Genomic DNA, 13511 nt, shown 5'->3' with positions numbered 1-13511 from the left:
GGCCGGTCCCCGGCGGGGGGTGGTTTCCGCCGTGGACGGGCCTCCGGTCCGTGGGGCTTCTCGCGCGGTTCCCCGCGCCCCTGAAACGTAGGGGCTGCGCCCCGAGCGTTTCACCGGGGCGCGGGGCCGGGGCGGGCGTTCATGGCCGTCCGGCACCCCGCCCCGCCCCTCACTTCCCCTCGATCAACTCCGTGATCCCCCGCGCCGCCAAGTACGCCGTGTCCTCCGCTCGCTCCGCCAGAACCACGGCCGGGCGGACGCCCTCCTGGCGCAGGCGCGTCCAGGTGTCGAAGAACGCTCCGCCCGGTCCGGACACCGAGCGGGTGGCCGGGGCGCAGTCCAGGACCAGGGCCGTCGTGCGGGGCGTGGGTGGGGCCGTGGTGGTGCGGATCTCGGTGGCCGTCGTCGACAGGGCCTCCGCGATCGGCTTCGGCCGGCCCGTGGAGTCGAACAGGCCGAGTGTGTACTCCAGTTCGGGGAAGTCGGCCAGGGCGCGGTCGACGTCGTGGGAGCACCACCAGGTGACGCCCCACAGCCGGTCGCAGCCGGCCGCGTTCAGCAGGGTCGCACGGGCGAAGTCGGGGGCGTCGGCCGCCGGGATGTGCGGCTCGGGGGCGCCGGTCTCCTGCACCCAGACCGGGCGGTCCGGGTCGGTGGCGTAGGCGGTGGCCAGCTCCGTGCCGTACTCCGCGAGGTGGTGCACCTGCGGTGAGCGCGGGCCGTAGCGGCCGGCGCAGTTCGCGGAGAACACCCAGGGGTGGACGGTGGTGAGGTCGCCCTTGCGGGCCGAGGCCTCGGGGGTGAAGGGGTGGTCGTCGCCGTACCAGGCGTCGTCGTACGCCGAGTGCGTGACCAGGCCCCCGCCCTCGCCGAGCCCGTCCCGGGCGGCGGCCAGCAGGGTGTCCAGGTAGTGGTCGACCTCGGCCACGGTGACCGGGTTGTGCGCCACCAGGTTGTTCAGCTCGTTGCCGAGCTGGAGGCCGATGAGGTGGGGGTGGCCGGAGAGGGCGCGGCCGAGCGTGCGCAGCAGCAGGGCCTGCGCCTCGATCGCCTCCGGGTCGGTGAAGACGTTGCGGTGGTGCCAGCTGCGGGTCCACTCCGGATAGAAGTCGAAGCTCGACAGATGGCCCTGGACGCCGTCCACCAGCACGTCGAGACCGCACTCGGCGGCCAGGTCGACCAGCCGGACGAGCTGGTCCACGGCCGAGGCCCGGACCAGGGTGCGGTTGGGCTGGAGCAGCGGCCAGAGGTGGAAGACCCGGACGTGGTCCAGGCCCAGTCCGGCGATCTGCGCCAGGTCCTCGCGCACGCGCCCGGGATCGAAGTCGTGCCAGGCGTGGAACCAGCCCCGGCGTGGGGTGTAGTTGACGCCGAAGCGGAGTGCGGGCGCGGGCGAGAGCGGCGTGCTGATGGCGTCCTCCTCAAGAGACGGACCTTGTCTCCGGCGAATGTATCAACCACCATGGACGGCAATGAATAGTGATTTGAACCAAGGTTCGGTGGAATCCCCGGCGCCGGCCGAGCGGCCGGTCACCGACGGCTCCCCGAACGCCCCGGCCTATGTCGTCGGCATCGACGCCGGTGGCACCCGTACCCGTGCCGTCCTCGCCGGTCTCGGGGACGGCCGCGTCCGGGGCGGGGGCGCGGCCGGGCCGGGCAACTCGCTCACCGTGCCCGGACCGGCCCTCGCCGACCACCTCGCCGAGGCCGTCGCGCGGGCCGTGCCCGAGGAACTGCGCGGGCGGGTGGTCGCGGTGGCGGGCGGCTTCGCGGGGGCCGGGCACCAGGCCCAGGGCGCCGACGAACCCGGCCGGCTGCGGGCGCGCGCCGCCCTCACCGCCGCGCTCGCCCGGCTCGGCATCGACGCGCCCGCGGTCGGCGTCCACAGCGACATCGAGACCACGTTCGCCGCGGCCCCCGGCCATCCCGCCGACGGGCTGGTCCTGGTCGCCGGCACCGGCGCGGTCGCGGCCCGGATCACCGCACGGGTGCCGACCGCGACCTCCGGCGGCGACGGCTGGCTCCTCGGCGACGACGGCGGCGGCTTCTGGATCGGCCGCGCGGCCGTACGGGCCGCCCTGCGCGCGGCGGACGGCCGCAGCGTGCCCACCGCGCTCGTCCTCTCGGTCGGCCGCGACCTCGGACTGCCGGAGGAGGTGCTGCCCGCGGCGGGGTACGGGACCATCGGCGCCGTCGCGTGGAGTGCCGAGCGGCGCACCGCCTACCGCGCCCGTCTGCTGCCCGCCGTGATGGACCGGCCGCCCGTCCGGCTGGCCGACCACGCACCCGGGGTGGTGCGGACGGCCGAGGACAAGGACGCGGTGGCCGTGCAGATCCTCCAGGAGGCCGCCCGCCGCCTGGCCGAGACCGTCACCGCCCTGGCACCCCGCCCCGGCGAACCGCTCGTCGCCACCGGCGGCCTGCTCGCCCCGCACGGCCCCCTCCTGCTCCCGCTCACCGAACGCCTGGCCCCCCCACGGACTCGCCGTCACCGCGGTCTCGGACGGCTCCCCGGGCGCCGTCGCCCTGGCCCGCCTCGCCCACACCACCGGCCACTGACCCGGCGACACCCCCCGCCGTCTTCCGCCCCGTACCGCCCCGATGCCGACAAGGACGACCCATGCCCCCGCAGGACCAGCCGGTCGCCCCGGCCGCCACGCCGACCTCGCCCGCGCGGCCCCCGTACCTCGACCCCGCCGCCCCCCTCGACACCCGGGTCGCCGACCTCCTCTCCCGAATGACCCTCCGCGAGAAGACCGGCCAGCTCAACCAGCGCATGTACGGCTGGGACGCCTACCGACGCACCCCGGCCGGTGACTTCGCGCTCACCGACGCCCTGTACGCCGAGACCGAACGCTTCGCGGGCCTCGGCGCCCTCTACGGCCTGATGCGCGCCGACGCATGGTCCGGCGTCGACCACGGCGTGGGCCCCGGCGCCGCCGACAGCGCCGATCTCGCCGACCTCGTCCAGCGCCACGTCCTGGAACGCAGCCGCCTGCGCATCCCCGCCCTGTTCGTCGAGGAGGTCCCGCACGGCCACATGGCCCTCGACGGCACGGTCCTCCCCGTCAATCTGGCCGTCGGCGCCACCTGGGACCCCGCCCTGTACGAGCGGGCCGCCGCGCACGCCGCCGCCGAACTCCGCGCCCGGGGCGGCCACCTGGCCCTCGTCTCCGCGCTGGACATCGCCCGGGACCCGCGCTGGGGCCGTACCGAGGAGTGCTTCGGCGAGGACCCGTACCTCGCGGCCCGCCTGACCGAGGCCCTGGTGCGCGGCATGCAGGGCACCAAAACGCAGGACACCGGCGAGTCGTTCGCCGCCGACCGCGCCCCCGTCGTCCTCAAGCACTTCGCCGGACAGGGCGCCACCGTCGGCGGTCGCAACTCCGCCGAGTCCGAACTCGGCCTCCGCGAACTCCACGAGATCCACCTCCCCGCCGCCCACGCCGGGGTCCGCGCCGGCGCCGCCGCGGTGATGGCCGCCTACAACGAGGTCGACGGCGTCCCCTGCTCCGGCAACCGCGCCCTCCTCACCGCACTGCTCCGCGACCGCTGGGGCTTCCAGGGCCTGGTCATGGCCGACGGGCTCGCCGTGGACCGCCTCGCCCGTATCACCGGCGACAAGGTCTCCGCGGGCGCCCTCGCCCTGGACGCCGGGATCGACCTCAGCCTCTGGGACGAGGGCTTCACCCACCTGGAGGAGGCCGTCGAAAGCGGCCTGGTGAGCGAGGCCGCGCTGGACGCCGCCGTCGCCCGCGTCCTGCGCCTGAAGTTCCGCCTGGGCCTGTTCGAACACCCCTGCACCCGCCGCGGGCCGATCCCCGAACACACCGGCCGCGCGCCGATCCCCGGGCAAACCGACCGATCCTCGGTCCTCGAACACACCGGCCGCGCCCTGAGCACCGACCTCGCCCGCGCCTGCGTCACCCTCCTGCACAACCCCACCGGCGTCCTGCCCCTCGCCCCCTCGGTACGCCGGATCGCCGTGCTCGGCCCGCACGCGGACATCACCGCCCATCAACTCGGCGACTACACCGCCCCGCAGCGCCCCGGCACCGGCGTCAGCGTCCTCGACGCCCTGCGCGAGCTGGCCCCGCTCGGCACGGACGTCCGGCACTCCCGGGGCGCGGCCCTCACCGGCGGCGACCGTACCGGCATCCCGGCCGCGATCGCCGAGGCAGCCGCGGCCGACCTGGCCGTGCTCGTGCTGGGCGGCAGCAGCGCCCGTACGCCCGACACGGAGTTCGACGCCAACGGGGCCGCGCGGACCGTCGTGTCGGAGATGACCTGTGGCGAGGGCGTCGACCTCGCGGGGCTGCGGCTGGGGGAGGCCCAGCACGCGCTGCTGGACGCGGTCGTCGCGACGGGCACACCGACGGCGGTGGTCCTGATCCAGGGCCGCCCGCACGCGGTCCCCGCGACGGCGGACGCGCTGCTCACCGCCTGGTACCCGGGCCCGTGGGGCGGCACCGCGATCGCCGAGGTACTGCTCGGCCTCACCGAACCCATGGGCCGCCTGCCCGTCTCGGTACCGCGCTCGGCGGCCCAACTCCCCGTCTACTACAACCACAAGGACACCGAGTACGGCTCCTACGTGGACGAGAGCGCCGAGCCCCTCCACTCCTTCGGGCACGGCCTGTCGTACACGAGCTTCGCCTACGGCACGCCACGCCTCGTGGGGGCGGCCGGCGTAGAGGTCGAGGTCGCCAACACGGGGGAGCGGCACGGGCGTACGGTCGTCCAGGTGTACCTGCGGCGGCTGATCACCCCCGTATGGCCGCGCACCCTCGAACTGTGCGCGTTCGAGGGTGTCGGCCTGGCGCCCGGTGAACGCCGTACGGTCTCCTTGTCCTTCGAGGTGCCCGACGCGGTCGGCGCCGTCGAGATCCGGGTCGCCGGGTCGGCGCGGGGGGCACGCGACGCCGTACCCGTCGTGCTGGACCTCGGGCCGGGCCTCAGAGCTTGACGGCCCCGGACGAGACGCCCTTGTAGAACCACCGCTGGGTGATCACGAACAGCACCAGCACCGGGATCACGGAGATCACCGAGCCCGCCATCACCATCCGCTGGTCGTAGCCGAAGGACGAGGACTGGAGGCGGGCGAGGCCCAGGGTCAGGGTGAAGTGGTCCTCGGTGCGGAGCACGATCAGGGGCCAGAGGAAGTCGTCCCAGGCGCTGATGAAGGTGTTGATGGTGACGACGAGGATGGCACCCCACGCGGACGGCAGATACAGATACCGGAACCGCTTCCACTCGCCCGCCCCGTCCAGCATCGCCGCGTCCTCGATCTCGCGCGGCACGGCGAGGAACGCGGCCCGCATGATGAGGACGTTGATGGCGGCGACGAAGCCGGGCAGCCAGACACCCGCCAGATTGTCGACCAGACCGAGGTCACGGACGCTGAGGAACAGCGAGACCATGATCGACTCGAAGGGGAACATCATGGACGCCATCAGCAGCACCCAGACCAGCTTGCGGCCCTTCCAGCTCGGCTTGGAGAGCATGTAGCCGGCGAGGGTGGAGAAGACCAGCTGGCTGGTGACCGACAGCGCGACGACGACCATGCTGTTGCGGATGTACGTCCACACCGGGACCTGGTCGAACACCTCGCGGTAGGCGCGCAGGGTCGGGTCGCGTGGGAAGAGGGAGGCGTTCGCGCCGAACACGTCCTCGCCGACGCCCTTCAGCGACGACAGCAGCTGCCACAGCAGCGGGCCGACGGTGATGCCGAGCACGAACAGCAACAGCAGGTAGCGGACGATCAGTTCGCGCGGGCGGCCGTAGTCCCGCCAGCGCGGCATCAGCCGTCGTCGCTTCCGCACCGGAGCCACGGCCGCCGTCGTCGCCGGCTCCTTCACGGCCGTGGTCATGACTCGTCCTCCTTCGTCAGGCGCTGTGCGAGCAGCGTGAGGCCCAGGGTGAGCACGAAGAGGGCGACGCTGACCGCCGAGCCGTAGCCGGCGTTGCCGGTGAGCGGGTCGAGGGCGACGTCCCGGATGTAGAAGGGGAGGGTGCGGTCGGCGCCGCCGGGGCCGCCGGTCGCGCCGCCGAGCATGTAGATCTCGGTGAACACCCGCAGCGAGCCGATACCGGTGAGGGTGCCGACCAGCATCATCGAGGTGCGCACGCCCGGCATGGTGACGTGCCAGAAGCGGCGGATCGCGCCCGCGCCGTCCACGGCGGCGGCCTCGTGCAGCTCCTTGGGCACGTTCCCCAGCGCGGCCAGATAGAAGATCATGTACCAGCCGAGGCCCTTCCACAGGGTGAGCCCCATCGCGCACAGCAGGATCAGCCAGGAGTCGGAGAGGAACGGGATCGCCGACCGGATGATGTGGGCCTTCTGCAGCCAGGTGTTGACCAGGCCCTGGTCGCTGAGCAGCCACTGCCAGCTGAGGCCGACGACCACGCTGGAGGCGAGGACCGGGGTGTAGAACGCGGAGCGGAAGAAGCCGATGCCCGGCAGGTTCTTCTCCACCAGCACGGCCAGCGTCAGGGGCAGAATCACCATCAGCGGGACCACGATCAGCGCGTACAGCACGCTGTTGCGGGTGGCGAGCCAGAAGTCGGAGTCGCCCAGCATCCGGGTGTAGTTGTCCAGGCCCACGAACGAGGCGGCGCCGCCGAGCGGTTTGGCGTCGGTGAACGACAACAGGAGCGTGTTCAGGAACGGGTACAGCCCGAAGACGGTGATGCCGATGATCGCCGGTGACATCCACAGCCACGGCAGCCACCAGCGGCGGTACAGCGCGGCGCCGCCCGCGTCGGCGGAGGGGCCCGGCCCGAGGGCCCGCAGCAGGCGGCGCCGGCCGCTCGGTTCCCCGGGGCGGGGGTCGCGGGAGGAGACCGCGACCCCCGATCCCTTAGTGGGGGGAGAGAGGGTGGTCATACTCAACTGCCCTGCTCGATCAGCACGTTGGCTTTCTTCTGGGCCTCGTCCAGTGCGTCCTGGGCGCTCTTCTTGCCCTGCATGGCCAGCTGTATCTGGGCCGTGATGGCGTTCAACTCGCCGGGGGTGAGGGCGATCTCGTCGGCCGTGGAGGTCTTGCGGTCACTCGCGACGATCTTGCGGGCCTCGGCGAACGGGTCGTCGCCCTCGACCGACTGGAAGAACGGGTCGTCCAAGGAGGCCGTGGTGGAGGGGAAGATGACGACGTTCGGGTCCTTCGCCCACTCCAACTGGTTTTGGGCGTTGGTGAGGAACTGCGCGAACGACAGCGCGGTCGCCGCGTTCTTGCTGGTGGACGCGACACCGATGTACTGCGGGGCGCCGACGGTGTGACCCAGGTCGTCCAGCATGAAGCGGGCGACGCCGGTCTTCTTGTAGACGCTCGGGTTGTTCTGCTGGATGAAGCGCAGGAAGTTGGGGTTGGTCGGGCCGTAGACCAGCTTGCCCTGGCCGTAGACGTTGGCCGGGTCCTGGGTGGAGGAGAGCGAGTCCCTCGGCATGCCGCCGGCCTTGTAGAGCTTCGTCATGGCGTCGACCCACTGCGCGGTCTTCGGGTCGTCGGCGAACGTGAACTTCTTGCCGTCGGAGGAGAGGATCTTGATGTCCATCTGCTGCCAGTCGGCCGGGATGCGCAGCTGCGGGTTGGCGAGGAACGCGTAGTACTTGCCGTCCGAGACCTCGGCGATCTTCTGGGCGTCCTCGAACAGACCCAGCACGGTCGTCGGAGGTTTGGCCGGGTCGAGGCCCGCCTTCTCCATCAGCTCGGTGTTGAAGGTCTGCACGATGCCGCCGGAGTACCAGGGCAGGACGCTGTGCACCTTGGTGCCGGAGGCGTCCGCGTAGACGCTCGACTTCCACAGGTTGGGCACGAACGGCCCGCCCGCGTCCGGGGCCTTCTTGTCCAGATCGAGGAGGTAGCCGGTCTTGGTGAGCGCGATCGCCGTGTTCACGTTGATGTTCACCACGTCCGGCAGCGTGCAGCCCTGCGCGTCGGCGACCAGGCGCTGGGTGAAGGTGGCGTCGCCCGGGTCGTCGACCCACTTCACGGTGGTGTCCGGGTGGGCCTTCTCGAAGGCCTTGATCACGCCGTTGAAGTAGTCGCCGAAGTCCTTCTTCAGGTTCGTCGTCTGGAAGGTGATCGTGCCCTTGACGTCACCGGTCAGCTTCCCGGACCCGACGTTGCCCTTGTCGACCTCGCAGCCGCCGGCGGTGGCGTCCCCGCTGTCGGAGCCCCCGCCCGACAGGCCGCAGCCCGCGGCGGTCAGGGTGAGGGCGATGACACCCACCACACATCCGGTCAGTCGTCTCGCGCGCATGTCGCCTCCTGCGATCAGTCAGCCGCTGGGTCGGGTAGCTGGTTCAAATCACCAACTTGGACTCCGATTGATGAAAAGGTGGACCAGAATTCATCGGAGGTCAATGGCTGGCCGTGTTGCGTTTCGGTTCCGAGGGGTTTGCCGGGCGTTCAGTGCCGGTGCTCGTGATCGGGGTGCGAGGGGTCGCCCGGGTGCTCGTGCCCCGGCGTGTACTCCACCTCGGCACGGGCCCGGTCCAGCCAGTCGAAGAAGGCCTGCCGGCCCATCGCCCGCCGCAACTCCCGTACGACGTCGTCGTGGACCTCGTCGTACGGCAGGAAGTCCCCCGGCGCCGCCCCGCCGTAGGGGTCGACACCGCGCCGCAGCGCCTCCGAGGTGAGGAAACGGTCCGGATTGCGGTCGTAGTAGCCGCGTACGGCCTTCTCCGGCACCCGCTGCTCGGCCTCCAGCGCCGCCAGCAGGGTGCGCGCGGCGGGGGAGTGGGCGAGCGCCACGGCGATGATGCTGCCCAGGTCGGCGACCTCGGTCCCGCGCACCGCGAGCGCGCGGGCCAGCGCCGCCTCGGCCGGGGGCGTCAGCCCCCGCGCGGCACAGGCCCGCCGGGCCAGTTCGTCCGCGACCACGACCTGCGTCGCCCATCGCCGCCGCTGTCGCTCCGCCCGCGCCCGCCCCTCCGGCCGCGCCTCCCGGTCCCGCGCGGGCACGGCGTCCAGCACGGCGTCGACCCGGCCGCGGGGCACCGGCTCCCCGGCGACGAGCGCGGCGGGCCCGGTGGGGTGCGCGTGCGGGTGTGGGTGCGGCGCGGTGTGGGGATGCGGCTCCGCGTGGCCGACGGCCGCCGGTCGTGGGTCCAGGACCTCGGGATGCTCGCTCATGGCCTCACCTCCAGGACGACGGCCTCCGAATAGGCCACGCAGCCGTGCCAGCCGGCCTTCGCCATCAGCCAGTACGAGCCCGGTGGCACCGCCGAGCCGTCGACCTCGACCACCTGCTCGGCACTCTCCCCGGGCGCCAGGGCGAACCCCTGGAGGCCGGGTCCGACGCCCGCCCAGGTGCCCCAGGACGACAGCGCCCACAGCTGCCCGCTCACGGGCCCCCGGGTCGGGTTCCGCAGGTGGACCGGCACCCGCAGCCGTTCGCCCCGGCGCACCTCGACCCGGTCGACGCCCAGCCCCAGCACGAGACTCGGCCCGGTCCGTCCGTCGGGTTCGCCCTCCGCCGCCTCGCCGGGGACGTCCAGGGGGACCACGTCCTCGAACGTCTGCCCGCCGTAGGTCAGTCGGGCGGCGAGCCCGTAGCGGCCGGGCACCGGGTCCGGTGGCGGTGTCACCGTGACCTCGGTGAGCGAGAAGCCGCCGGGGCCGAGCGCGTACGGCAGTTCGGCGGGCTCGGCGCGCCAGCCGGGCGGCACCTCCAGGGCCACCGTGCCCGACACGGGCGCGTCGGTCAGCTCGGAGGAGACACGGACCGTCGCGGTGACCGGACCGTCGGCGGTGAGGGCGGCCGGCGAGAGATACACGGCGACGGGCAGGTTCCCTCGGGGCGCGGGGCCGGAGTTGTGCAGCCAGTAGCGGGTGTGCACCGGCTGGGCGGGCTCGTGCGCGGCGACACCGGGCCCCTCGGCCCGTCTGCCGCCCAGCGGCGAGGCCAGCACGGTGGCCACCTCGAACCCCGTGAGGTCCAGCTCCAGTACCCCGTCCGCGCCGGGGGCCAGCGCCTCACCGGGCCGCTCCAGCACATCCGCCCGGCTGCCCTCCGTCCACGCGGAGGGGCCCGTCACCCGTGCCCGCACCGGCCGTCCGTCGACCTCGTGCGCCCGGACGACGACGCCGCGCGCCGGATCCGCCGGCGCGGTACCGCCCCGGGCCAGCGGCGACCCGGCGGGCTTCAGCGCGTCCAGCAGCACCCGGCCCTCGGGCTCCAGCGTCAGCAGTGCCACGGTCCTCGGCAGCCCGGTCGGTGTCCCGGCGGGCTTCCGCAGCCGTGCCGTGAGCGGATGGTCGGGCTCCCGCAACCGGCCCGTCAGCGGCCGGTTGAACGCGTGCCCCGCGCGCGGCCAGCCCAGCGCGCGCCAGTCGCCCTCGCCCGCGACGACCGCGTACGCGAAGGTGTGCGACCAGCGCTGGAGCTGGAAGCCGGAGCCGTCGGGGGCGGTGCGGCGGGGCGGGTCGACCCAGATACCGGAGGGCCAGCCGGTGCAGGACCGCATCAGCGACATGTAGAGGTCGCCGGAGGAGGTGACCACACAGCCCGGGGTGCCCCGGTTGAGGATCGCGAAGCCCCGCCCGTCCCAGGCGTCGCCCGGCGGCAGCGCCTCGCCGCCCCCGGCCGCGACGGCCCGTACGGTCGCGTCGTCCAGGTCGGCGATCAGCGCGTCCACGGCCTTCGCGTCATCCTCGGGGCGGGCGCCCGCCACCACGAGCAGCGGCAGTCGCTCCAGGTCGCGAAGATCGGCGCCGGGCACCCACTCCTCGCGCAGCGAGGCACGCGGGGCCACCCACACCGACGCCAGGCCGTCCTCGGCGAGTTGGCGGCGCAGCTCGCGGGCGGCGGCCGGGTCCCAGCCGAGAGCCTCGGCGACCAGGGAGTTGCGCTCGGGGCCACCGATCGCGATCCGGAGGTCCGGCAGATTGGAGTCGACCTCCAGATCGCCGTAGCGCGGACCGCCCGCGAGCGTCGAGGTGGCCGTGACGCCCGCGCGGACCAGGGCCGCCGCGAGCGGGGTGCCCAGTTCACCGGCGGTGTCCCAGTCGCCGAAGACCAACTCGGCGACACCGACGGACCGATGGCCCAGCAGCGTCCCGGTGTCGTCGTGGACGGCGACCCGGGCCGTGGAGCCGAGCCCGAACCAGGTGTTCGCGGGGTTGTCCAGCGTCCACGGGAACTGCTCGCTGTCGACCTCCACGAACCCGAAGCCGCGCCCGATCACCGCGTCCGCGACCTCGTGCACGGGCAGTCCGCCGCGCACGTCCGAGGGCCAGCGCACCCGGATCAGCCGGTCGGCGCCGTCGTAGCCGTCCACGGTCGTCGTCACGTCAAGCCGGTCGACGCCCGCCCAGAGCGTGAGCCGCTGGGTGTAGCGGAAGAGCCCCAGGTCGGCGCGGACGGTGATGCGCGAACCGGCCGCCGAGTGCTCGACATCGATGTCAGCCGTGACGTCCCGGCTACGGACGGCGGTGGTACCGGTCGGGGTCAGATGCCAGGGCCCCTCACCGAAGCGCGGATGCCTCGGGTACTCCTCCTGCACCACCAACTCGTTGCCGATGTCCCCGGCGCGCAGCAACTCCCGCCAGGCATCGGCCCCGGCGCGCGCCCGCAGACCGCTGACGCCGCCTCCTCTCGCGGGGTCGACGGTCACCTCGTAGAACTCGTTGCGGATCGTCGTGCCCGCACCGGCCGTCCAGCCGGTCACCGCACCCTCCGCGAGGGAGAGTGCCTTGAGACCCATGCCGGGCACCTCGGGCACGACGACCGTCAGCTCGCCGTCCTCGGACACGGCGGGCAGCGGCAGCCCGTCATGGTCCAGCGGGACCCGGCCGGGGTCGGCGACGGTGAGTACGTCCCGTCTCCGCCAGGTCGCGGAGTTGAAGACCACCAGGTCGGTGCCGTCGCCCGGCAGCGGCACGACCCGGTCGGCGAGCGCCTGGGTGGCGTCGGCGTGCACGGTCTCGGCCAGGTCGTACAACTCCCGCCAGCCGGTGAGCAGATCGATGTACACCTGGTCCGACTCGGAGCCGGTGATGGCGTCGTGGTGGGCGCCGTAGATCAGCTGCCGCCAGGCCTTGTCGAGGGCCGCGTCCGGATACGGCTGCCCGGTGGTGAGGGAGGCCAGGGTCGCCCAGGCCTCGGCGTCGGCGAGCAGCGACTCGCCGTACCGCTGGGCCTGCTTGGTGTCGATGTAGGAGACGTCCTTGCCGGTGTACACCGGGTTCATGTCCCGCGTCTGCGGGGACGCCGTGCGCCCCTCCCGCTCCAGCTCGGCCCGTACGGCGGTGAAGAAGTCCCGGGGGATCCCGCTGATGAACCGGGGCCAGACGTACCGCTCGTTCCAGTCCCGGTGGATGCCCATCACCCAGCGGCAGGGCGGGGCGTAGTCGCCGCCGACCGGCAGCAGCACGTTGCGGGTGAGCGCGACCTTCTTCAGGCCCCGGAAGAGCTTGAGCGCGGCGGCCTCGGCCTCGGGGAGCGTGGGCGCGTTGTCGATGGCCCAGCCCGCGCCGTAGTGGTTGACCATGTACGCAGTCAGCAGCCCGCGTCCGCTGGGGGCGATCCAGCTGAACTCGGCCGGGAACTGCATCCGTCGCGGGTCGCGCGGCTCCTCGCCGAACACCGACAGCGTCGGCCCCCACTGGTGGAAGGGCCCGCGCGCCCACGAGCTGGACGTGACCCCCGCGTCCGCCATCAGTCCCGGGAACTGCGGGTCGTGCCCGAACGCGTCCAGCTGCCAGGCCGTCTCCGGCGACGCCCCGATGATCCCGCGCTGGAAACCGTCGCCGTACAGCGCGTTGCGTACGGTCGCCTCGGCGCCGGTGAGGTTGGTGTTGGGCTCGTTGTAGGTGCCGCCCATGATCTCGACCCGGCCGGTGCGGATCAGCTGCCGCAGGAAGGACCGCTCCTCGGGGAAGGCGTCCCAGTAGGGCTTGAGGTAGTCGACCTCGGCGAGCACGAAGGTGTACGCCGGGTCGCGCCGGGCCAGATCGCAGTGGGCCCGCACCAGGCTCATCCCGCTCTGGCCGCGCGAGTCGAAGGTCCGGGCGGGCAGTCCGGTGCGGCCGGGGTCGTCGGCTACGTCCCAGGTCTCGGTGTAGGCGGCCTGGGTGTTCCACCAGACGGGGTCGTAGTGGAAGTGGCTGACCATGAACATGGTCCAGCCGGGCTCGGCGACCGTGAACTCGGCCGCCAGCCGGGCCACTTGGTCCCCGTCGGTGGCGGTGACGGTGATCTCGCGGCGGTCGCCGGGGGAGAGGCCGTCCGTGGCCACGGGTATCTCGGCGCGTACGGTGCCGTCCTCGTCGGCGGTGACGACCGTCTCCCCGACGGCGTGGACGTCCGGGCCCGCCAGGGTCAGCCGGACCGGTCGGCCCGCGTCGTGCGCGAGGGTCACGGCGACCACCTGGTGCGGCTGTTCCTCGGTCCCGACGAAAAGCTCGGTCGACTCGACAGAGATGACGCGCATGAGGCTCCTACGAGTGCTCGGCGGAGTCCCATCCTGGCAGCGTGGGGTGGTTCAATCAACCATGCATCGGAAT

The 13511-nt window shown here is 73.1% G+C and carries 7 protein-coding genes and 1 pseudogene; 2 read left to right on the top strand and 6 right to left on the bottom strand.

Annotation, left to right across the window (positions count from 1 at the left end):
* Positions 1 to 169: 169 nt before the first annotated feature.
* Positions 170 to 1450 (bottom strand): glycoside hydrolase 5 family protein, encoded by a 1281-nt coding sequence (locus F9278_RS05330; protein ID WP_404819003.1) that lies wholly within the window; start codon positions 1448 to 1450, stop codon positions 170 to 172.
* Here F9278_RS05330 and F9278_RS05325 point away from each other — a divergent pair.
* Together F9278_RS05325 and F9278_RS05320 are read left to right on the top strand one after the other, a co-directional pair.
* Positions 1410 to 2366: pseudogene (locus F9278_RS05325) on the top strand (BadF/BadG/BcrA/BcrD ATPase family protein); the annotation flags it as partial. The gene F9278_RS05330 and the pseudogene F9278_RS05325 sit on opposite strands and share 41 nt — an antisense overlap.
* Positions 2367 to 2620: 254 nt before the next feature.
* Positions 2621 to 4966 carry a glycoside hydrolase family 3 N-terminal domain-containing protein gene (locus F9278_RS05320; RefSeq protein ID WP_404818859.1) on the top strand — a complete coding sequence of 782 codons (2346 nt, stop codon included), beginning with the start codon at positions 2621 to 2623 and terminating at the stop codon, positions 4964 to 4966.
* Here F9278_RS05320 and F9278_RS05315 read toward each other — a convergent pair.
* From F9278_RS05315 to F9278_RS05295, 5 genes are all read right to left on the bottom strand, one after another.
* Positions 4956 to 5870, bottom strand: a complete 915-nt coding sequence (locus F9278_RS05315) for a carbohydrate ABC transporter permease (RefSeq protein WP_152167227.1) — start codon at positions 5868 to 5870, stop codon at positions 4956 to 4958. The genes F9278_RS05320 and F9278_RS05315 overlap by 11 nt on opposite strands.
* Positions 5867 to 6886, bottom strand: a complete 1020-nt coding sequence (locus F9278_RS05310) for a carbohydrate ABC transporter permease (protein WP_152167226.1) — start codon at positions 6884 to 6886, stop codon at positions 5867 to 5869. The genes F9278_RS05315 and F9278_RS05310 overlap by 4 nt, the downstream gene beginning before the upstream one ends.
* 2 nt (positions 6887 to 6888) lie before the next feature.
* The gene (locus F9278_RS05305) at positions 6889 to 8262 is read right to left on the bottom strand and encodes an extracellular solute-binding protein (RefSeq protein ID WP_193241376.1); all 1374 of its coding nucleotides are present in this window, start codon (positions 8260 to 8262) and stop codon (positions 6889 to 6891) included.
* 149 nt (positions 8263 to 8411) lie between these two features.
* Positions 8412 to 9137, bottom strand: coding sequence for a peptidyl-prolyl cis-trans isomerase (locus F9278_RS05300; RefSeq protein WP_226966646.1), 726 nt, complete (start codon positions 9135 to 9137; stop codon positions 8412 to 8414).
* Positions 9134 to 13438: a glycoside hydrolase family 38 N-terminal domain-containing protein gene (locus tag F9278_RS05295; RefSeq protein ID WP_152167225.1), complete on the bottom strand. Its 4305-nt coding sequence runs from the start codon at positions 13436 to 13438 to the stop codon at positions 9134 to 9136. Before F9278_RS05295 ends, F9278_RS05300 begins: the two co-directional genes overlap by 4 nt.
* Positions 13439 to 13511: the final 73 nt, after the last annotated feature.

This window comes from Streptomyces phaeolivaceus (genome assembly GCF_009184865.1).
Lineage (GTDB): Bacteria > Actinomycetota > Actinomycetes > Streptomycetales > Streptomycetaceae > Streptomyces > Streptomyces phaeolivaceus.
The sequence above is the reverse complement of the archived record's forward strand: the minus strand, read 5'-3'. Positions and strand labels throughout refer to the sequence as shown.

Bases quoted from the DNA above. Each gene is read 5' to 3' on its own strand.
- F9278_RS05320 (WP_404818859.1), top strand. From the start codon at position 2,621: ATGCCCCCGCAGGACCAGCCGGTCGCCCCGGCCGCCACGCCGACCTCG.
- F9278_RS05315 (WP_152167227.1), bottom strand. From the start codon at position 5,870: ATGACCACGGCCGTGAAGGAGCCGGCGACGACGGCGGCCGTGGCTCCG.
- F9278_RS05310 (WP_152167226.1), bottom strand. From the start codon at position 6,886: ATGACCACCCTCTCTCCCCCCACTAAGGGATCGGGGGTCGCGGTCTCC.
- F9278_RS05305 (WP_193241376.1), bottom strand. From the start codon at position 8,262: ATGCGCGCGAGACGACTGACCGGATGTGTGGTGGGTGTCATCGCCCTC.
- F9278_RS05300 (WP_226966646.1), bottom strand. From the start codon at position 9,137: ATGAGCGAGCATCCCGAGGTCCTGGACCCACGACCGGCGGCCGTCGGC.
- F9278_RS05295 (WP_152167225.1), bottom strand. From the start codon at position 13,438: ATGCGCGTCATCTCTGTCGAGTCGACCGAGCTTTTCGTCGGGACCGAG.